This is a genomic window from Actinomyces culturomici (assembly GCF_900499005.1).
Taxonomy (GTDB): Bacteria; Actinomycetota; Actinomycetes; order Actinomycetales; family Actinomycetaceae; genus Pauljensenia; species Pauljensenia culturomici.
Map to the genome: position 1 here is coordinate 624271 of NZ_LS991316.1, position 18794 is coordinate 643064.

Below are 18794 nucleotides of genomic sequence, written 5' to 3' on the forward strand. Positions count from 1 at the left end.
CGATCGACCTTCCCGCGGCGCCGCCGCAGTGCTCAGGGCGTGGGCGGACCGCGGTGCGGGGCGCCGTTTCGCCTATTGTTGGGGCATGACCGGCATCATGCGACGCATCGATCTTAGAGGCGAACGACCCACTCAGGCCGACCTCCGCCATGTGCTCCCGCGCGCGGCTCTCGACACGGCGAAGGCGGCCGCCCAGGTCGCCCCCCTCGTCGAGCGCGTGCGCGCCGAGGGCGCCCCCGTCCTCTACGAGCTCGCCGAGCGCTTCGACCGCGTGCGCCCCGAGCGTCTGCGCGTTCCCGCCGAGGCGATCGCGAAGGCGCTCGAGGAGCTCGACCCGGCGATCCGCGCGGCCCTCGAGACCTCGATCGCGCACAACCGCCTCGGCCACGCCCAGCAACTGCCGAGCCCCGCGCAGGTCGAGATCGTCCCCGGCGGCGTCGTCTCCCAGCGCTGGCTCCCGGTCTCGCGCGTCGGGCTGTACGTGCCCGGCGGGCTCGCCGTCTACCCCTCGTCCGTCGTCATGAACGTCGTGTGCGCGCAGGTCGCGGGCGTCCCCTCGATCGCGCTCGCCTCCCCGCCGCAGGAGGCCTTCGGCGGACTTCCGCACCCGACGATCCTCGCGGCCTGCGCCCTCCTCGGAGTCGACGAGGTGTGGGCGATCGGCGGCGCTCAGGCGATCGCCGCCTTCGCCTACGGCGTCGAGGACGGGGACGACGTCCTCGAACCGGTCGACGTCGTCACGGGACCGGGCAACATCTTCGTCGCCGCCGCCAAGCGCCTCGTCCAGGGGACGGTCGGCATCGACGCGGAGGCGGGCACGACCGAGATCGCCGTCCTCGCCGACGCCACCGCGGACCCGCGTTTCGTCGCCGCCGACCTCATCAGCCAGGCCGAGCACGACCCGGCCGCCGCGTCCGTGCTCGTCACCGACAGCCCCGCGCTCGCCGACGAGGTCGAGGCACTCATCCCCGCTCAGGCGGAGGCGACGACGCACACCGAGCGGATCCTCACCGCCCTGTCGGGTCCGCAGTCCGGGATCGTCCTCGTCGACGACCTCGAGGCCGGGCTCGGAGTCGTCGACGCGTACGGCGCCGAGCACCTCGAGGTGCAGACGGCCGACGCCGCCGCCCTCGCCGCGCGCGTGCGGAACGCCGGCGCGATCTTCGTCGGCCCGTACACTCCGGTGCCGCTCGGCGATTACATCGCCGGGTCGAACCACGTGCTCCCGACGGGCGGGACCGCCCGCTTCGCCTCGGGCCTCAACGTCACCCAGTACCTGCGCTCCCAGCAGGTCGTCGAGTACTCGGCCGAGGCGCTCGCCTCGCAGTCGGCCGCCCTCGACGTCCTCGCGAACGCGGAGAACCTCCCCGCGCACGGCGCGGCCGCCCTCGTCCGCGAGGGGAAGGGGAGCGCCTCGTGACCGCCCTGCCCTTCCGCGAGGACCTCGCGGGCCTGTCGCCCTACGGCGCGCCGCAGCTCGACGTGCCCGTGCGGCTCAACGTCAACGAGAACCCCTACGCGCCCTCGCAGGCCGTCATCACCGACATCGCCGAATCGGTCGCGCAGGCGGCGGCGACCCTCAACCGCTACCCGGACCGAGACTTCCCCGAGCTGCGCGCGGCACTCGCCGACTACCTCGCCGAGGAGTCGGGCGTGCGCCGCGACCCGGAGCTCGTGTGGGCGGCGAACGGGTCGAACGAGGTGATGACCCAGCTCCTCCAGGCCTTCGGCGGCCCGGGGCGCACGGTCGTCTCCTTCGCGCCGACCTACTCGATGTACCACGAGTACGCGCGCGACACGAACACCCGCTGGGTCCAGGGGGAGCGCTTCGCCGACTTCTCCCTCGACCTCGACGCCGTCGAAGCGACCCTTCTCCGCGAGCGCCCCGCGCTCCTCCTCCTCGCGAGTCCGAACAACCCGACCGGCACGGCCCTCCCGCTCGACGAGCAGAAGCGGATCCTTCAGATCGCCGCGACGACCGGGCCCGAGGTCGACGGCGCGGACACTGCGACCATCGTCGTCATCGACGAGGCCTATGGGGAGTTCCGCCGGAGCGGGACGCCCTCGGCCCTCGAGCTCCTCGCCGACCATCCGCACCTCGTCGTGTCGCGGACGATGTCGAAGGCCTTCGGCATGGCGGGCCTGCGCCTCGGCTACATGACGGCGTGCCGCGAGATCATCGACCAGGTGATGCTCGTGCGCCTCCCGTACCACCTCTCGGCGGTCACCCAGGCGGCGGCGCTCGCGGCCCTGCGCCACAAGGATGAGCTCATGGCGCAGGTGGCCTCCCTGCGGGACGAGCGCGACCGCCTCGTCGACGCGCTGCGGGGCATGGGCCTCGAGGCCGTCGACTCCGATTCGAACTTCGTCCTCTTCGGGCGCTTCGAGGACCGCGACGCGGTCTTTGGCGCCCTCCTCGACCGGGGGATCCTCATCCGCGTCGTCGGCCCCGACGGCTGGCTGCGCGTGAGCGTCGGCACCCCGGACGAGACCGCCGCATTCGTCGCCGCACTCCAGGAGATCATCCGATGACCACCGCGCACAGGACCGCCACGATCGACCGCACGACCTCCGAGTCGACGATCCACGTCGAGATCGACCTCGACGGGACCGGGAGGACCGACATCTCGACGTCCGTCCCCTTCTACGACCACATGCTCACCGCCCTCGGGAAGCACTCGCTCATCGACCTCACGGTGCGCGCGTCCGGCGACACGGACGTCGACGTCCACCACACGGTCGAGGACACGGCGATCTGCATCGGCCTCGCCCTCAAGGAGGCCCTTGGCGACAAGCGCGGCATCAAGCGCTTCGGCGATGCGACGGTCCCGCTCGACGAGGCCCTCGCGCGCGCGGTCGTCGACGTCGCGGGCCGCCCGTACATCGTTCACGAGGGCGAGCCGGCCGGCCAGGAGTACCACCTCATCGGCGGGCACTTCACCGGGTCGATGACCCGCCACGTCCTCGAATCCCTCACCTTCAACTCCGGGATCTGCCTCCACATGACGGTCCTCCACGGCCGCGACCCCCACCACATCGTCGAAGCGCAGTTCAAGGCGCTCGCGAGGGCGCTGCGCGTCGCCGTCGAGCCCGACCCGCGCGTTGAGGGGATCCCCTCGACGAAGGGCGCGCTCTGAGGATCGGCCCGCAGGGGCGATAGGATCGGCGGGCCGGGAGGTCCGGTCGCTGGGAGGAATCGAGGGGCCATGTCGCATCGCGACGACGACATCGACGCCGAGTTCCGCGATCTCGTCGCGGGGCTCGGGGACGGTTTTCCCATCGACGAGGGCGGGGCCGGCGCCGGTTCCGACCCGGCGGATGGGGCCGCGGCCGACTCGATGTCCTCCGCGCCGCTCGAGCCGCGCCGCGATGTGGCGGGGGACCCGCCGTCCAGCGACTCCTTCGATCCGGACGCCGCCGACATCGCCGCCCTCGAGGCGGCCCTGCGCAACCCGGACGACACCCCGGTCGACGAGTCCCTCCACCTCGCCGGGGGCAAGCTCTCGGTCGCTCTCGTCCTCGCGCCGATCCCCTCGCCCGAGGCCCTCCACTCGCTGCTCGGCCTCACCGGCATCGCCGAGGCCGTCGTCCGCCTCAAGCCGTGGACGGCCGTGTGGCTGCGCGTCGAGACGACGCCGACCGACGAGGACGAGCTCGAGGCCCTCCTCGCCGAGACCCGGCCGATGCCCGACACGGTCGACGCGGTCGCCCGTACCGTCTCGCGCCTCTCGAAGTACGGGGCGGTCGCGATGATGTCGTGGCTCGTCGAGGGCGATGGCGTCGAGCCCGGCGTGTCCGGGAGGATCACCGCCCAGCGCTACGTCGGCGGCGAGCCGGAGGACGCGATCCCCGCGGGGCTCCTCCTCGGCGCGATGCCGCAGGCGACGGAGGACCTTCTCCTCGGGAGGACGACCCCCGCGGACTACGACGACTCCGTCTCCGCCGACGGCGGTTCGAAGCATCGACCCGGCCCCTTCGGCTGGTTCAGGAGGAAGTGAACCAATGACCCCTCGCGTCGTCGTCTTCGACTACGGATCAGGGAACGTCCGCTCGGCCTGCCGCGCCCTCGAGCACGTCGGCGCCGAGGTCGAGCTCACCTCCGATCGCCAAAAGGCCCTCGAGGCCGACGGCCTGCTCGTTCCGGGCGTCGGCGCCTTCGCCGCCGTCATGGACCAGCTGCGCGCCGCCGACGGGGAGAGCATCATCGACATGCGCCTCGCCGGGGGGCGCCCGGTTCTCGGCGTGTGCGTCGGCCTTCAGGTGATGTTCGAGTCCTCCGAGGAGAAGGGCGACACCGCCGGTCTCGCCCAGTGGCCAGGCGTCGTCCGCCGCCTCGACGCCCCCGTCGTTCCTCACATGGGCTGGTCGACGGTCGAGGTCGCGGCCGGCTCCCGCCTTCTCGAGGGAGTCGAGGACCAGCGCTTCTACTTCGTCCACTCCTACGGCGTCCTCGACGATCCCGCGGAGGCCCTCGCCGACGGGCCGACCGCGCCGCCGCTCGTCTCGTGGACCCGGCACGGCGACTCCCGATTCGTCGCGGCCGTCGAGAACGGACCGCTGTGCGGTACCCAGTTCCACCCCGAGAAGTCCGGCGACGCCGGCATGACGCTGCTGCGGAACTGGCTGCGCTCGTTCTGACCTCGGGCCCGTTGGCCCGGCTCCCACGGGCGCCCGCCCCGCCCTCGTCGATCCCGAATAGCCCCCGACCCACCGGAAGGACTCCCATGTCGACCCTCATCCTCCTGCCCGCCGTCGACGTCGTCGACGGCAAGGCCGTCCGACTCACCCAGGGCGAGGCCGGGACCGAGACGAACTACGGGCACCCGCTCGAGGCCGCCCGGTCCTTCGTCGAGGCGGGCGCGCAGTGGCTGCACCTCGTCGACCTCGACGCCGCCTTCGGCCGCGGGTCGAACGCGCCGCTCCTCACCGAGATCACGCGCGAGCTCCCCATCGACGTCGAGCTGTCCGGCGGCATCCGCGACGACGAGTCGCTGCGCCGGGCGCTCGACGCGGGCGCCCGCCGCGTCAACCTCGGGACCGCCGCGCTCGAGAACTCCGAGTGGACCGAGCGCGTCATCCGCGAATTCGGCGACCGCGTCGCCGTCGGGCTCGACGTGCGCGGGGAGACCCTGTCGGCGCGCGGCTGGACCCGCGACGGCGGGAACCTCTGGGAGACGATCGAGCGTCTCAACGCGGCCGGGTGCGCCCGCTACGTCGTCACCGACGTCGCCCGCGACGGCATGCTCTCCGGCCCGAACCTTGAGCTGCTCGCCCGCGTGTGCGAGGCGACCGACGCCGCCGTCGTCGCCTCCGGCGGCGTGTCGAGCCTCGCGGACATCGAGGCGCTGCGCGGCCTCGTCGACGCGGGCGTCGAGGGCGCCATCGTCGGCAAGGCCCTCTACGCGGGCGCCTTCACGCTCGAGCGCGCGCTCGAGGTCGCGGCAGGCGGGTCCGCCGAGTGAGCGAGGAATCGCGCCGCGTCCCCGAACTCACCGAGGACCAGAAGAACCGCCTCTCCCAGCGCCTCGCGATGATGCGCCACGATCGCGCCGACGTCGGGCAGGCGCTGCCCCTGACCGCGGCGGCCCTGTCGGCCTCGGCGGCCGACGACGGGGGAGCGGCCCGCCTCGAGGCGCTCGTCGCCGCGCTCGCGACCGAACGGGTCATCGTTCCCATCGAGGTCGAGCCCGATCCTCGCGAGACCGGCGTCCACGCGGGCCTGTCGGGCGACGGGCATCCGGCGATCGACTTCGTCCGTGCGACCACGTCGGCGGGCGAGGCGCTCGCCGTCTACTCCTCCGCCGCCGCACTCGCCGCGCACCGATCGGGGGACCGGCCGATGGCGCTCGACTTCCGAAGGATCGGGCTCACCGCCCTCGTCGAGACGGGCGGGCGCGTCGTCATGGACCCCGGAACCGCGTCGGTGCTCCTCCCGCGGCCGGCCGTCGCGGCCCTCGCCCAGGGGGACGAATGGCTCCCGGCGTGGAGGGACGCGGAGCTCCTCGAGGAGCTGCGGACTCTCGCCGGTGTCGGCGCGGGCTCGACGGGGATCGTCGATGTGCGCCTCGCGTACGCGGGCGACGGGCTCGTCCGGGTCGAGATTCTCGCGGACGCCTCGGTCGAGGAGCGGGCGCTGCGCGCCGCCGTCGCCGAGGCCGCGCGGCGGATCGGGTCCTCGGCCCGGCTCATCGCGTCCGCCGACCGGATCGAGATCGCCCCACGGCTCGTCCGCCTCTCCTAGACCCCTTCCCGCCCGCAGGGCCACCGTCCGAAGAACCACCGCCCCCGCTCCTTTCATCGAGAGCATCACCTTTCCTCCTCGATAGCATTACCCGAACCTCGTCGAGAGCATCACCTTTCCTCGTCGAGGGGATGCGGCGCACGGCCTCACGGCTCCCGGTGCATGCCCGTTCCACGTGCCTGCAGCGGCATTCCTCATGTTCGGCAGGGAGGGGGTATCGGGATTCCGCCGTCGAACGGCGTGAAACGCCGAACACTCCGACAGACATCCGCTAGAGCACGTCGAGGCGGCGATGCAGGTCAAGCGGGGCGCCGATTCCGCGCGCGAGGCGACCTGGATCGCACACTCGACGACGTTCCCCGTCGGTCGAGTGCGCCGAGACGGCGATGAAGGTCGTGCGGGGCATCGGCAACCGACTCCACCCCCAACTGCGAAGAACCGGTCATGCTCTCGGCGGATCGACGAGGGCGGGACGGGGCGCCGTCGAGTAGTCGCGACTCGAGGATCGACGAGGGCGGGGCCCCGGTCCTGTGGGCGATTCCATACCGCCTGCGAGCTTCGGTGATTCGCCCTCGTCGGCCCACACTGGTACCGTTGGAGTCAACCGTCCGGGCGCATGCCCGGAATGCAAGCGGAGACTCCTCCCACCTGGATGCCCGCCCCGATGCGAATCGGGGTCCGCGCTGAGGCGCGATGTTAAAGGGGATCGGGTCGAACGGCGAACGCCTCGCGCGTTTCCTCGTCGGGTCGGGCCTCCGTGCGCATGAAGTGCGACGGAGGCCTTCTTCGTTGCGCTTCGCGAAGAACCGTGGAAGGAGTCACCCATCAGCGAGACCCGCATTAACGAGCGGATCCGAGTTCCCGAGGTCCGCCTCGTGGGACCCGGAGGGGAACAGGTCGGCGTCGTCCGAGTCGAGGACGCGCTGCGCCTTGCCGAGGAGGCCGGACTCGACCTCGTCGAGGTGGCGCCCGACGCCAAGCCGCCGGTCGCCAAGCTCATGGACTACGGGAAGTTCAAGTACGAGGCCGCTCAGAAGGCTCGCGATGCTCGCCGCAACCAGGCGAACACCCAGCTCAAGGAGATCCGCTTCCGCCTGAAGATCGACGACCACGACTTTGCCGTGAAGAAGGGCCACGTCGAGCGCTTCCTCGCCCAGGGCGACAAGGTCAAGGTCATGATCATGTTCCGCGGTCGCGAGCAGTCCCGCCCCGAGGCGGGCGTCCGTCTGCTCCAGCGTCTCGCGGAGGAGGTCGGGGAGCTCGCCACCGTCGAGTCGATGCCCCGTCAGGACGGGCGCAACATGACGATGGTGCTCGCCCCGACGAAGCGGAAGTCCGACGCGATCAACGAGCAGCGCAAGCGCCGCGAGGCCGAGCGCGAGGAGCGGCGCGGGAAGCGCCAGGAGCGCGCCATCAAGGATCAGGCGCGCGCCGCCTCCACGGAGAAGAACTGACGCCGTCGATCCGTCGACGACGTGACAGAGAAGGAAAAAGAGAATGCCGAAGAACAAGACGCACTCCGGTGCCAAGAAGCGCTTCCGCGTGACCGGCTCGGGCAAGCTCATGCGCGAGCAGGCCGGCGCCCGCCACCTGCTGGAGCACAAGTCCTCCCGCAAGACCCGCCGTCTCGCCACCGATCAGGTCCTGGAGACCGCTGACGTCAAGCGCGTCAAGCGACTCCTCGGCAAGTGACCGGACCCGTAAAGGAGAACTGAAACATGGCACGTGTCAAGCGTTCTGTGAACGCCAAGAAGAAGCGTCGCACCGTCCTCGAGCAGGCCTCCGGCTACCGCGGCCAGCGCTCGCGCATGTACCGCAAGGCCAAGGAGCAGGTCACTCACTCCTTCGTCTACTCCTACCGCGACCGCAAGGCGCGTAAGGGCGACTTCCGCCGCCTGTGGATCCAGCGCATCAACGCGGCCTCGCGCGCGCAGGGCATGACCTACAACCGCTTCATCCAGGGCCTCGGCCTCGCGGGTGTCGAGGTCGACCGTCGCATGCTCGCCGACCTCGCCGTCAACGACATCGCCGCGTTCAACGCGCTCGTCAAGGTCGCGAAGGACGCCCTCCCCGAGGACGTCAACGCCCCCAAGGCCTGACGCTTTGTCGCATCGCTTCGAGCGCCCGGACGTGCTCGCCAATCCCCGCGCGGATCGCGTGCGGAGGACGGCGGCGCTGTCCGGGCGCTCGGCGCGTTCACGGGCCGGTCGCATCCTCGTCGAGGGGCCGCAGGCCGTCCGCGAGCTCCTCGCGCACCGCGCCTCCGCCGTCGAGGACGTCTACGTCTCCGAGGCGGCGGCCGACGCCCACCCGGACGTCCTCGCGCTCGCCCGCAAGGCGACGCGCTTCGTCCACCTCACGACGACCGAGGTTGCCGAGGCGCTGAGTCCGGACTCCCAGGGCATCGTGGCCGTGGCCGAGGACACCGCGATCGTCCGCGAGCTCGGCGCGATTCCGGTCGGCTCGACGCTCGTCCTCCTCGCCCAGGGGCGCGATCCGGGCAATGTCGGGACGATCATCCGGACCGCCGACGCGATGGGCGCCGCCGCGGTCCTCACGGTCTCGGGCACCGTCGACGTCGCGAGCCCCAAAGTCATCCGCTCGACCGCCGGCTCCGTCTTCCACCTCCCGATCGTCCCGCTTCCGACGTACGAGGACGCAGCGGCGACGATCCACGAGGCCGGGGGACTCGTCCTCGGCACCTCGGGTGGGCTCGGCACCCTCGACCTCGTCGATCTGCTCGAGGAGTCGCGGGCCGGCGCCGGGCCGCTCGTCGGAACGCACGCGTGGGCGCTCGGCAACGAGGCGAAGGGCCTGTCCGCGGCCGAGCTCGACGCCTGCGACGCCCTCGTGTCGATCCCCATGACGGGAGGCGCGGAATCTCTCAACGTCGCCTCCGCCGCGGCCATGTGCCTCTTCGCCTCCCAGACGGCGCGCACGCGCCTCGCGGCCGGGCGCTGACGCCCGGCGCGCCGAGCCCGAGCCGCGCCGCCTGAAACCGGCGCCTGCCGTGCCGGATGGTCCGACTGCTTCGCTACCCTGGGACCATGACGCTCATCAGGGAATTGGACGAAGGCGAACTCATCTCCCGCTTCGAGGAGGTCCTCCCGGTCGGCGACCGGACGATCCTCGGCATCGGCGACGACTGCGCGCAGGTGGCCGCGCCCGAGGGGTCGTTCATCGTGACGACCGACATCATCGTCGAGGATCAGCACTTCCACCGCTCGTGGTCCGACCCCGAGCAGATCGGGCAGCGCATCGCCGCGCAGAACCTCGCCGACATCGCCGGCATGGGCGGGCGGACCTCCGCCCTCGTCGTCACGCTCGCGCTCACGCCGGACACCGAACTCGACTGGCTGATCGCCCTCGTCAAGGGGATCGGCGACCGCGCGCGCGAGGCTGGCGCCGGAGTCGTCGGCGGCGATCTTTCGCGGGGGGAGAAGATGGTCCTCTCGATCACCGCGATGGGCTGGTGCGAGGGCGATCCCGTGACGCGCTCGGGCGCGAGGCCGGGTGATGTGCTCGCGATCTCCGGGAAGGTCGGCGTCTCCAACGCCGGCCTCGATCTGCTCCTGCGCGAGAAGGTCGACCCCGCGCTGCGGACTCGCGCCGAGCTCGGCGACCTCTACGAGCCGCTGACGATCTACCGGGCGCCGAATCCGCCGCTCGAGACCGGGCCGGCGGCCGCGCGCGCGGGCGCCCACGCGATGATGGACCTGTCCGACGGGATCGCGAAGGACGGCGGGCGCATGGCCCGGGCGAGCCGCGTCGTCATCGACCTCGATCGCAGGGCCCTCGAGAAGGAGGCCGCGCCGCTCGCGGAATTCGCCGCGATCTGCGAGGTCGATCCGCTGAACTGGGTCCTCGGCGGGGGAGAGGACCACGGGATGCTCGCCGCCTTCGGGCCGGACGCGGTGCTCCCCGAGGGATTCCGCGTCATCGGCTCGATCCGCGCGCCGCGCGAGGGGGAGGCCTGCGCCCAGCTCCTCGACGGCGTCGAGGTGACGGGCGGTTGGGACCACTTCAAGAACTCCTGAACCGAACCCATTGCAAGAACGCACACAGTTTCGCCCTTTCGCGGGGGCGCCTACGGGCTTCGCTGCGCATTTGCGCAGGTCGCGGAGACTCTCTCGGGCGCTGTGTCGAGAAACTGTGTGCGTAATTGCGGGTCGGCGACGTAGACGGCCACCGGATGACGACGGAAAAGGGTTCGGCCCGCAGGAGTGATCCTGCGGGCCGAACCCTAGCGTCCAGAGGGCCGAGAGCCTCGACCGATCCGACGGCGGGCGCTCAGATGGCGCGCTGCACCTTGTCGGACTTCAGGCACTTGGTGCACACGTTGAGTCGCTTCGGCGTCCCATTGATAAGGGCGCGAACGCGCTGAATGTTCGGATTCCAGCGGCGGTTGGTGCGAACGTGCGAGTGCGACACGCTCTTGCCGAAGCCGGGTCCCTTACCGCACACGTCACAAACGGCAGCCACGATGATCTCCTCGGTTTCCAGATTTCTTCGATCCCGCCCGGGGGCGGAACAGTCTTCGCGGTGGGGGCCACCGCAGGCAACTGTGACAGAGTACCGGATCGGCGAGGACTCCTCCAAGTCCCGCGGCCGCCCCGATCTGTCGGATCGCCCACACGGCGGCGCATCGGACCCCGCACGTCGTCCGGGCCGTCGCCCGGCGGGGGAGAGGGCGCGCCGGAGCGCTGGGCGGCGATAATGGGGGAGACCGATTTCGACCCGGGAGGTCCCGTGCCCCTCACCGCCCGCACTCTCGCGCGCGCCCTCGGCGACGCCGCCGCGGAGGCGAAGAACCTCGCCCGATTCCTCGACGACCTCGACGGATGGGACGGCTTCGACTGCGACACGGGGACGAACGCCGCCCGAACGCTCGCCGCAATGCATCGGGCCGCGGACCGCCTCGACGGGGAGTCCCCCTTCTTCGAGGCGCTCGACGCGGTCGTCGAGGCCGGGATCGGGGAGGGCCGCGGCCACATCGGCGTCATCCTCACCGCCCTCTTCGCCGGCTGGTCGCGCGGCCTCGACGGGGCGACGGCGCTCACGCCGGTCGTCATCCGGCGGATGCTGAAGACCGATCCGCGCACGCCGCTCCAACGCTCCCCGCTCTCCGACGCGGTCGTCCACGTCCTCGAGACGGCATCGAAGGCGGCCGACGACCTCGGAGACACGCTCCCGACGGACGCCTACCTCGTGTCCTGGTACTCGCTCGCCGCCCAGGAGGGCCTCGTCGCCGCGACGAACGAGCGGACCGGGAGGATCGACGCGGGCGCCTCGGTGCTGACGATCGTCTTCGCCTGCTTCGACGCGGCCGTCGGCGGCGACCCCTCGGTTCTCGAATCGCTCGCCCGTATGCTGTCCGAGCTCGCCGATTCGGGCGGGCGCGCGGTCCGGCAGCACTCGCCCTCGCCGGAGCGCGCCTTCACCGTCGACGCCGTCTGGCAGGGAACCGAACCCGACGCGCTCGCGCTCTTCGACGCGATCGAGGCGATGGGCGCGCGGCTCAGCTGCGCGGGCGCCGTCGACCCCTTCGGCGTCGGACTGTGGCGCCTCCACGTCGACACCTCGGCGCCGCTCGCCGCCCGGCCGCGCACGGGCCGCCTCATCCGCTTCGCGATCGCCGACGCGCGGCCCGACGAGGAGCTCGGCGTCGACGAGCTCGACGAGGGCGTCGTCACCCACCGCGGCGTGCGTCTCCTCGAGCGCCGCCCGCTGCGCCGCGTCGAGCGGGCCCGCGTCCTCGCGTGCACGCGCGCGCCGGGACTCGTCGAGGACCTCGCGCGCACGGGCGCCGTCGTCCTCCTCGACCCCAACCCCGAGGACGCCGCCGGGATCCTCGCGATCGCCTCGGCGACCCCGACCGGCGTGTGCCTCCTCGCCCCCTGCGACGAGGCCTCCGCGAACCTCGGCGCCGCCCTCGCGCGCGCCGGCGAGGCCCGCCCGGAGTCGACCACGATCCTCCTCGCCGATTCGACCGACGACCTCGCGGCCCTCGCCGTCGCCCACGCCTGCGCCGGACTCTTCGTCCCCCAGCCGGGGGGACGGGCCGTCGCCGACACCCTCGCCCACCTCCTCGCCGAGGGCGCGGCCTCCGCCCTCCAGGCGAGCCTCGCCCAGCCGCTCCCCGACGACGAGCGCGCCGCCGGAGTCGTCGCCGAGCTCGCCCGCAGGGCGCCCGGATCCTGGAGGCTCCTCGTCGCCGCGGGCGACGGCCCCGACCTCGTCGCCCTCGTCCGCCAGATCGTCGCGCACGAATCCCCCTGGGCCGCCGACGTCGAGGTCGTCGACGGGGGACAGGCGGGCCCGAGCCTCCTCCAGGCGGTCGGCGCGTGAACGGCCTCGAGGCGCCCCTCGACCTCCGCCTGCCCGCCGCCACGGCGCGCAAGCTCGCGAAGGCGGGGATCGAGACGGTCGAGGATCTCCTCCTCACCGCGCCTCGCCGCTACTATCACTGGGGCGCGCTCACCCCGATGTCCCTCCTGCGCGAGGGCGAGGACGCGACGATCCTCGCCGAGGTCGAGTACGCCCGCCTCATCCCCAACCGCTCGCGCGCCGGCGTCCGCCTCGAGGTCCGCCTCACCGACGGGATCTCGCGGATGAACGCGACCTTCTTCGGGCACAGCGAGTACACGCTCGCCCCGCACGTCCGTCTGCTCACTCCCGGCGCCTCCTTCCTCTTCGCCGGCAAGGTCGGCTCCTATCGGGGGGCGCTCAGCCTCGTCCACCCGTCCTTCGAGGGGATGGAGGGGGACGAGGACGCGGCTCGCGAGCGGACCGAGCGGCCGATCCCCATCTACCCCCAGACGAAGGGGCTCACCTCGTGGGTCGTGTCCCGCGCGATCGGGATGCTCCTCGACGTCCTCACGACCGATGACGTCCCCGACCTCGTCCCCGGGCCGATCCGGGCGCGCCGCCGCCTGCCCGGGCGCCTCGAGGCCCTGCGGATGCTCCACCGGCCGGCGAACGACGAGGACTCGAAGGAGGCGCGTCGGGCCCTCGCCTGGGAGGAGGCGCTCGTCCTCGAGTGCGTGCTCGCCGAGCGGCGCATCGGCGCCGAATCCCTCGTCGCGCCCGCCTGCCCCAAGGGCGAGCTCGTCGACGACTTCCTCGCGGCCCTGCCCTTCGCGCTCACCGGCGCGCAGGAGGCGGCCCTCGCCGAGATCCTCGCCGACCTCGACCAGACCCGCCCGATGCAGCGCCTCCTCCAGGGCGACGTCGGATCGGGCAAGACGGTCGTCGCGCTCGCGGCCCTTCTCGCCGCCGTCGGAGCCGGGCACCAGGGCGCCCTCGTCGCCCCGACGGAGGTCCTCGCCGGCCAGCACCTCGAGTCGATGACCGCGCTCGCCGCGGGACTCACGCCGGGCGGCATGCCCGTCGACATCCGTCTCCTCACCGGATCGACGCCGCCGGCCGCCCGTCGCGAAATCACCGCCCGCATGGCCGAGGGCGCGCCGATGATCGTCGTCGGCACGCACGCCCTCCTCACCGACTCGGTCGAGTTCGCCGACCTCGGCCTCGTCGTCGTCGACGAGCAGCACCGCTTCGGCGTCGAGCAGCGCGACCGCCTGCGCACGAGCGGGGACGGGCGCGCCGCCCACCAGCTCGTCATGACCGCGACCCCGATCCCGCGCACCGTCGCGATGACGGTCTTCGGGGACCTCGCCGAGGCCCGCATGGACGGCCTGCCCGCCGGTCGTACTCCCGTCGCGACCTTCCTCGTCGATGCCGAGAACCCCGTGTGGATGGAGCGGCTGTGGGCGAGGGCGGGCGAGGAGGTCCGCAAGGGCGGCCGCGTGTACGTCGTCTGCCCGCGGATCGACGAGGGCGACGAGGTCGAGGACGCCGACCCCGACGCATCGGGATCGACGAGGCCCCCGCTCGCCTCGGTCGCCGCCGTCGCCCAGACGCTGCGCGGCCTGCCCGAGCTCGCGGGCATCGGCGTCGCCGAGCTCACCGGGCGCACGCCCGCCGCCGAGAAGGCGCGGATCATGGAGGGCTTCGCCTCCGGGGAGACCGGGATCCTCGTCGCGACGACCGTCATCGAGGTCGGGGTGGACGTGTCCGCGGCGACGATGATGGCGATCCTCGACTCCCAGCAGTTCGGCGTCTCCCAACTCCACCAGCTCCGCGGCCGCGTCGGTCGCTCCTCGACGCCGAGCGTCTGCATGGCCGTCCACCGCCACGACCTCGGCGAGGGGACGATGGAGCGCCTCGGCGCCTTCGCCGCGACGACGAACGGCTTCGAGCTCGCCGAGAAGGACCTCGAGCTGCGCAAAGAGGGCGACGTCCTCGGCTCCGACCAGTCGGGGCGGGGGAGCCACCTCCGCTTCCTCTCGGTCCGCCGGGACGCCCGCATCATCGCCGCGGCCCGCGAGGAGGCGATCCGCCTCGTCGAGGCCGACCCGACGCTCGCGACCCAGCCGGCGCTCGCGGCCGAGCTCGCGCGGACCGCCGGCGCCGACCTCGCGTGGATCTCGCGCTCGTAGCGCCCTATTGTGCGGCCATGACCAGAATCGTCGCCGGCTCCGCGAAGGGGCGCGTCCTCAAGGTCCCGCCCAAGGGGACGCGGCCCACGTCGGAGCGCGTCCGCGAGGCGCTCTTCTCGCGCCTCGACCACATCGGCGTCCTCGAGGGTGCGCGCGTCCTCGACCTCTACGCCGGTTCCGGGGCGCTCGGCCTCGAGGCCGCCTCACGCGGCGCCGCCTCCGTCGACCTCGTCGAGAAGGCGCCCCAGGCGGCGAGGATCCTCGCCGAGAACATCCGCGCGACCGGACTGCCCGCCCGGGCGCGCGCCGCCTCGGTCGCGTCCTACCTCCAGACCCGGACGGGCGACCCTCTCACCGGGGACGTCGACCTCGTCCTCGTCGATCCCCCCTACGACGTGCCGGAGGAGGACCTCGCGGCCGTCCTCGCGCTCCTCGGACCGTGGCTCGCGCCCGACGCCCTCGTCGTCGTCGAGCGGTCGACCCGCAGCCCCGAGCCGACGTGGCCGGACTTCCTCGTCCTCGAGGACGAGCGCAAATGGGGCGAGACCCGCGCCTGGTTCGCGGGCCCGCCGGTCGCGGACGCCTAGGCTGGTCGGCATGACCACCGCCCTCATCGCCGGGTCCTTCGACCCCATCACCCTCGGCCACGTCGACCTCGTCGACCGGACGCTGCGCTTCGCCGACTCCGTCGTCGTCGCCGTCGGCGTCAACTCCGCGAAGTCCTACCGATTCGACCAGGACGCACGCGTCGCGATGGTCGAGACCGCGCTCGTGGGGAGGGACGCGCGGATCGTCCGCATGGACGGGACGCTCCTCGAATGCGCGGACGAGGTCGGGGCCGACGTCGTCGTCAAGGGGGTGCGGACGGCCGCCGATCTCGAATGGGAGCTCACGCAGTCCGTCATCAACCGCGACCTCGGAGGAGTCGAGACCCTGCTCCTGCCCGCCCGGCCCGAGCTCTCCGTCGTCTCCTCGTCTGTCGTCCGCGAGCTCCTCTCCCTCGGATTGGACGCCTCCCGGTATGTTCCCGCCGCGATTCTCCCGCTCATGCGGGACAATGACCGGTGAGAGAAGTCGCGGAGACCGCGGCCACCCCGAGCAGGAGGACACGATGGCGAATCCGGACGCGCCGGTGAGCGGCGGAGACGAGACCTGGGACGAGAACACGGTGTACGGCCCCTCGACCGTCATCGCGGCCCTCGACCAGATCGAGGCGCTCGTCGAGGCGGCCCGCGCGGTCCCGCTCTCGGCGTCGATCATGCTCAATCGTGCGGAGATCCTCGACCTCCTCGATCAGGCCCGCGAGGCCCTCCCCGAGGACCTCGTCGCCGCCGACGCGGTCGTCGCCGACGCCGACGCCGTCCTCGGACGCGCCGATTCGGCCGCCGAGTCGACGATCGCCGAGGCGAACTCGCGCGCGCAGTCGACCCTCGACCAGGCCGAGGAGAAGGCCGCCCACATCGTGAAGACCGCGAACGAGAAGGCCGAGCGCACCGTCGCCCAGGCGAACGAGGAGGCCGAGGCGACCGTCAACCAGGCGCGCTCCGAGGCCGAATCGATCCTCGTCGACGCGAACGCCCAGGCGAAGCGCCTCGTCTCCACCGAGAACATCACCCGCATGGCCGAGGACCGCGGCCGCGAGATCGTCTCCGAGGCCCGCAAGCAGGAGGCGGCGCTGCGCGAGGGCGCCGACGACTACGTCGCGAAGTCCCTCGGCGAGCTCGCCGGGCTCCTCTCCGACCTCCAGCGCCGTACCGACGCGGGGCGCCGGACCATCGCCGAGCGCCACGGCGTCGACGTCACCGACATCGGCCTCGACCATGAGTGAATCGCCGCTCGTCCTCTCCCTGGTCGCCCTGTCCCGTCAGATCGGGTCGACGCGCCACGAGGAGCGGACCTGGATCGCGCCCGTGGATCTCGGCACGCCCTCGATGCGCGTCGCCCCGGGCTCCGAGGTCCCCCTGTCGATCGATCTCACGAGCGTCGACGAGGGCGTCCTCGTTCGCGCGACGACCTCCGTCGACCTCGAGGGCGAGTGCGTCCGTTGCCTCGACCCCGTCGTCGCCCACCACGAGATCGACGCCTCCGACGTCTACTTCGAGACCGCCCCGGCGATCGACGAGGAGGACCCTGAGGCCGACGAAGTCCTCCTCATCGGCCGACACGACACGATCGACCTCGAGCCGCTCCTCCGCGACGCGATCATCACCCTCGTCGACGACCGGCCCCTGTGCCGCCCCGACTGCTCGGGCCTGTGCGACGTCTGCGGAGAGAAGCTCGACGACCTGCCCGAGGATCACTCCCACTTCGTCGTCGACCCGAGGCTCGCCTCCCTCCAGGCGCTCCTCGAGGACGCGCCCGAACGACCGAACGAAGCCGACTGAAGCCGAATGTCACGCGCGAAGCACCTGCCCGTCCCCCCGAGAACCGACACCGAGAGCCTCGTCGAGGCGTGGGGGGCGGCCATCGACCCCGAGCTCCTCGAACTCGCCCTCGTCCACCGCTCCTACGCGAATGAGGCGGGCGGCATCCCGAACAACGAGCGCCTCGAGTTCCTCGGCGACGCGGTCCTCTCCGTCATCGTCGCCGACCGCCTCTTCCGCGATCATCCCGACGTCGACGAGTCCGACCTCTCGCGGATGCGCGCGGCCACCGTCTCCCAGGAGCCCCTCGCGCAGGCGGCCCGCAGGATCGGTCTCGGCGACTACATCTCCCTCGGCAAGGGAGAGTCCGGATCGGGCGGGCGCGACAAGGACTCGATCCTCTCCGACACCTTCGAGGCGATGATCGGCGCCACCTACCTCACGAGCGGCCTCGAGGAGGCGCGCCGCGTCGTCCTCGCGAACCTCGATTTCCTCCTCGCGCAGGCCGAGTCGCGCGGCTCCCACCACGACTGGAAGACCCTCTTCGTCGAGACCGCGGCCGCGCTCGGGCTGGGCGACGTCTCCTACGAGGTCGAGGGCGAAGGCCCCGATCATCAGCGCGTCTTCACGGCCACCGCCTTCGTCGAGGGGCGCGAGGGGCCGATCGCGACGGGGACGGCCTCGTCGAAGAAGCACGCCGAGACCGCGGCCGCCGAGGCCGCGGTCCGCGCCCTCGAATCGGGTCGCTGACCCGTCGGCCCGCTTCTGCCGGCGCCCCGCCCCGGCCGCGTGCGCGGAGGTGCCCGAGGAGGATCCGCGCACTTCGGTGACATGCGGTGACACCGGGGCGGACGCGGACGAACACGGACCTTCGACCCGCTAGGATGGCCGGGTGAGTGAGAACGCCCATACCACGTCCCCCATCCGCGTGATGATCGTCGACGATCACGAGATCGTCCGACGCGGTATCGCGGAGATCGTCGACCGCGCCGACGAGCTCGAGGTCGTCGCCGAGGCCGGCACCGTCGAGGACGCGCTGCGCCGCGCGGACCTCGTGCGCCCGGACGTCATCCTCGTCGACCTCCAGCTGCCCGACGGGACCGGCATCGACATCATGAAGTCGCTCGCCGAGACGCACCCGGCGATCCTCCCCATCGTCCTCACCTCCTTCGACGACGACGAGGCCCTCGCCGAGTCCCTCAAGGTCGGCGCCCGCGCCTACGTGCTAAAGACCGTGCGCGGCGCTGAGATCACCGACGTCGTCAAGGCGGTCGCCGGCGGGCGCGTCCTCCTCGACGAGCGCACGCTCACGCGCCGCCGCGCCGACCACGACGATCCGACGGCGGATCTCACGCCCTCGGAGCGCAAGGTCCTCGAGCTCATCGGCGATGGCCTCTCGAACCGCGAGATCGGGGAGAAGCTCGGCGTCGCGGAGAAGACCGTAAAGAACCACATCACCTCGCTCCTGTCGAAGATGGGCCTTCAGCGGCGCACGCAGGTCGCGGCGTGGGTCGCCGGCCAGCGCGCCGCCGCCTGGAGGAACTGACCTCCATTTCTGCTCGAGAGCGGGCCGTCCCTCGGGGCGGCCCGCTTCGTCGTGCGTGGACCATCTTGGCGATCTTGTCAGTGCGCGGCGGCTTCGTGCGTGTGTGGCGGCGCACCACCGGGTGTGACCCGCCGAACGTCGAG

General features: G+C 72.2%; 21 protein-coding genes. 20 read left to right on the forward strand and 1 reads right to left on the reverse strand.

Going from position 1 to position 18794, the window contains the following annotated elements:
- Positions 1–85: 85 nt before the first annotated feature.
- From hisD to thiL, 12 genes are all read left to right on the forward strand, one after another.
- Complete coding sequence (gene hisD / locus DY157_RS02695) at positions 86–1420, forward strand: histidinol dehydrogenase (RefSeq protein ID WP_115727114.1); 1335 nt, start codon at positions 86–88, stop codon at positions 1418–1420.
- Positions 1417–2532, forward strand: a complete 1116-nt coding sequence (locus tag DY157_RS02700) for a histidinol-phosphate transaminase (RefSeq protein ID WP_115727115.1) — start codon at positions 1417–1419, stop codon at positions 2530–2532. Before hisD ends, DY157_RS02700 begins: the two co-directional genes overlap by 4 nt.
- Complete coding sequence (hisB, locus tag DY157_RS02705; protein WP_115727116.1) at positions 2529–3137, forward strand: imidazoleglycerol-phosphate dehydratase HisB; 609 nt, start codon at positions 2529–2531, stop codon at positions 3135–3137. The genes DY157_RS02700 and hisB overlap by 4 nt, the downstream gene beginning before the upstream one ends.
- A 69-nt stretch (positions 3138–3206) precedes the next feature.
- Positions 3207–3998, forward strand: a complete 792-nt coding sequence (locus DY157_RS02710) for a hypothetical protein (RefSeq protein WP_235827042.1) — start codon at positions 3207–3209, stop codon at positions 3996–3998.
- 4 nt (positions 3999–4002) lie between these two features.
- Entirely contained in the window at positions 4003–4638 is a 636-nt protein-coding gene (hisH, locus tag DY157_RS02715) for an imidazole glycerol phosphate synthase subunit HisH (RefSeq protein WP_115727117.1), read from the forward strand.
- Between the two features lie 86 nt (positions 4639–4724).
- Positions 4725–5462 carry a bifunctional 1-(5-phosphoribosyl)-5-((5-phosphoribosylamino)methylideneamino)imidazole-4-carboxamide isomerase/phosphoribosylanthranilate isomerase PriA gene (priA, locus tag DY157_RS02720; protein ID WP_115727118.1) on the forward strand — a complete coding sequence of 246 codons (738 nt, stop codon included), beginning with the start codon at positions 4725–4727 and terminating at the stop codon, positions 5460–5462.
- A complete protein-coding gene (locus DY157_RS02725) occupies positions 5459–6241 on the forward strand; it encodes an SseB family protein (RefSeq protein WP_235827043.1) in 783 nt (260 codons plus the stop codon). Before priA ends, DY157_RS02725 begins: the two co-directional genes overlap by 4 nt.
- 875 nt (positions 6242–7116) lie before the next feature.
- Positions 7117–7695, forward strand: a complete 579-nt coding sequence (infC, locus tag DY157_RS02730; protein WP_235827044.1) for a translation initiation factor IF-3 — start codon at positions 7117–7119, stop codon at positions 7693–7695.
- A 43-nt stretch (positions 7696–7738) separates the two neighbouring features.
- On the forward strand, positions 7739–7933 hold the full coding sequence (gene rpmI / locus DY157_RS02735; protein WP_115727120.1) for a 50S ribosomal protein L35: 195 nt from the start codon (positions 7739–7741) through the stop codon (positions 7931–7933).
- 26 nt (positions 7934–7959) lie between these two features.
- Positions 7960–8340 (forward strand): 50S ribosomal protein L20, encoded by a 381-nt coding sequence (rplT, locus tag DY157_RS02740; RefSeq protein WP_115727121.1) that lies wholly within the window; start codon positions 7960–7962, stop codon positions 8338–8340.
- Between the two features lie 4 nt (positions 8341–8344).
- On the forward strand, positions 8345–9202 hold the full coding sequence (locus tag DY157_RS02745; protein ID WP_174232120.1) for a TrmH family RNA methyltransferase: 858 nt from the start codon (positions 8345–8347) through the stop codon (positions 9200–9202).
- Positions 9203–9288: 86 nt separating this feature from the next.
- The gene (gene thiL / locus DY157_RS02750) at positions 9289–10278 is read left to right on the forward strand and encodes a thiamine-phosphate kinase (protein WP_174232121.1); all 990 of its coding nucleotides are present in this window, start codon (positions 9289–9291) and stop codon (positions 10276–10278) included.
- 253 nt (positions 10279–10531) lie between these two features.
- On the opposite strand, the gene rpmB is transcribed toward thiL, so the two are convergent.
- Positions 10532–10723: a 50S ribosomal protein L28 gene (gene rpmB, locus DY157_RS02755; protein ID WP_115727122.1), complete on the reverse strand. Its 192-nt coding sequence runs from the start codon at positions 10721–10723 to the stop codon at positions 10532–10534.
- A 267-nt stretch (positions 10724–10990) separates the two neighbouring features.
- On the opposite strand from rpmB, the gene DY157_RS02760 reads away from it, so the two are divergent.
- From DY157_RS02760 to DY157_RS02795, 8 genes are all read left to right on the forward strand, one after another.
- The gene (locus tag DY157_RS02760) at positions 10991–12589 is read left to right on the forward strand and encodes a DAK2 domain-containing protein (protein ID WP_235827045.1); all 1599 of its coding nucleotides are present in this window, start codon (positions 10991–10993) and stop codon (positions 12587–12589) included.
- Positions 12586–14742 (forward strand): ATP-dependent DNA helicase RecG, encoded by a 2157-nt coding sequence (locus DY157_RS02765; RefSeq protein ID WP_115727124.1) that lies wholly within the window; start codon positions 12586–12588, stop codon positions 14740–14742. Before DY157_RS02760 ends, DY157_RS02765 begins: the two co-directional genes overlap by 4 nt.
- Positions 14743–14759: 17 nt before the next feature.
- Positions 14760–15329: a 16S rRNA (guanine(966)-N(2))-methyltransferase RsmD gene (gene rsmD / locus DY157_RS02770; protein WP_115727125.1), complete on the forward strand. Its 570-nt coding sequence runs from the start codon at positions 14760–14762 to the stop codon at positions 15327–15329.
- Between the two features lie 10 nt (positions 15330–15339).
- The gene (coaD, locus tag DY157_RS02775) at positions 15340–15810 is read left to right on the forward strand and encodes a pantetheine-phosphate adenylyltransferase (RefSeq protein WP_115727126.1); all 471 of its coding nucleotides are present in this window, start codon (positions 15340–15342) and stop codon (positions 15808–15810) included.
- Between the two features lie 43 nt (positions 15811–15853).
- Entirely contained in the window at positions 15854–16570 is a 717-nt protein-coding gene (locus DY157_RS02780; RefSeq protein WP_115727127.1) for a hypothetical protein, read from the forward strand.
- Complete coding sequence (locus tag DY157_RS02785) at positions 16563–17126, forward strand: YceD family protein (RefSeq protein WP_115727128.1); 564 nt, start codon at positions 16563–16565, stop codon at positions 17124–17126. The genes DY157_RS02780 and DY157_RS02785 overlap by 8 nt, the downstream gene beginning before the upstream one ends.
- A gap of 6 nt (positions 17127–17132) precedes the next feature.
- The gene (gene rnc / locus DY157_RS02790) at positions 17133–17855 is read left to right on the forward strand and encodes a ribonuclease III (RefSeq protein WP_115727129.1); all 723 of its coding nucleotides are present in this window, start codon (positions 17133–17135) and stop codon (positions 17853–17855) included.
- A 181-nt stretch (positions 17856–18036) separates the two neighbouring features.
- Positions 18037–18651 (forward strand): response regulator, encoded by a 615-nt coding sequence (locus tag DY157_RS02795; RefSeq protein ID WP_115727896.1) that lies wholly within the window; start codon positions 18037–18039, stop codon positions 18649–18651.
- Positions 18652–18794: the final 143 nt, after the last annotated feature.

Excerpts from the sequence above, each read along its gene's own strand:
- rnc (WP_115727129.1), top strand. The coding sequence starts at position 17,133 with ATGTCACGCGCGAAGCACCTGCCCGTCCCCCCGAGAACCGACACCGAG.
- DY157_RS02795 (WP_115727896.1), top strand. The coding sequence starts at position 18,037 with ATGATCGTCGACGATCACGAGATCGTCCGACGCGGTATCGCGGAGATC.
- DY157_RS02780 (WP_115727127.1), top strand. The coding sequence starts at position 15,854 with ATGGCGAATCCGGACGCGCCGGTGAGCGGCGGAGACGAGACCTGGGAC.
- hisD (WP_115727114.1), top strand. The coding sequence starts at position 86 with ATGACCGGCATCATGCGACGCATCGATCTTAGAGGCGAACGACCCACT.
- DY157_RS02710 (WP_235827042.1), top strand. The coding sequence starts at position 3,207 with ATGTCGCATCGCGACGACGACATCGACGCCGAGTTCCGCGATCTCGTC.
- hisB (WP_115727116.1), top strand. The coding sequence starts at position 2,529 with ATGACCACCGCGCACAGGACCGCCACGATCGACCGCACGACCTCCGAG.
- rpmI (WP_115727120.1), top strand. The coding sequence starts at position 7,739 with ATGCCGAAGAACAAGACGCACTCCGGTGCCAAGAAGCGCTTCCGCGTG.
- thiL (WP_174232121.1), top strand. The coding sequence starts at position 9,289 with ATGACGCTCATCAGGGAATTGGACGAAGGCGAACTCATCTCCCGCTTC.
- priA (WP_115727118.1), top strand. The coding sequence starts at position 4,725 with ATGTCGACCCTCATCCTCCTGCCCGCCGTCGACGTCGTCGACGGCAAG.
- rplT (WP_115727121.1), top strand. The coding sequence starts at position 7,960 with ATGGCACGTGTCAAGCGTTCTGTGAACGCCAAGAAGAAGCGTCGCACC.
- DY157_RS02785 (WP_115727128.1), top strand. The coding sequence starts at position 16,563 with ATGAGTGAATCGCCGCTCGTCCTCTCCCTGGTCGCCCTGTCCCGTCAG.
- hisH (WP_115727117.1), top strand. The coding sequence starts at position 4,003 with ATGACCCCTCGCGTCGTCGTCTTCGACTACGGATCAGGGAACGTCCGC.
- rsmD (WP_115727125.1), top strand. The coding sequence starts at position 14,760 with ATGACCAGAATCGTCGCCGGCTCCGCGAAGGGGCGCGTCCTCAAGGTC.
- coaD (WP_115727126.1), top strand. The coding sequence starts at position 15,340 with ATGACCACCGCCCTCATCGCCGGGTCCTTCGACCCCATCACCCTCGGC.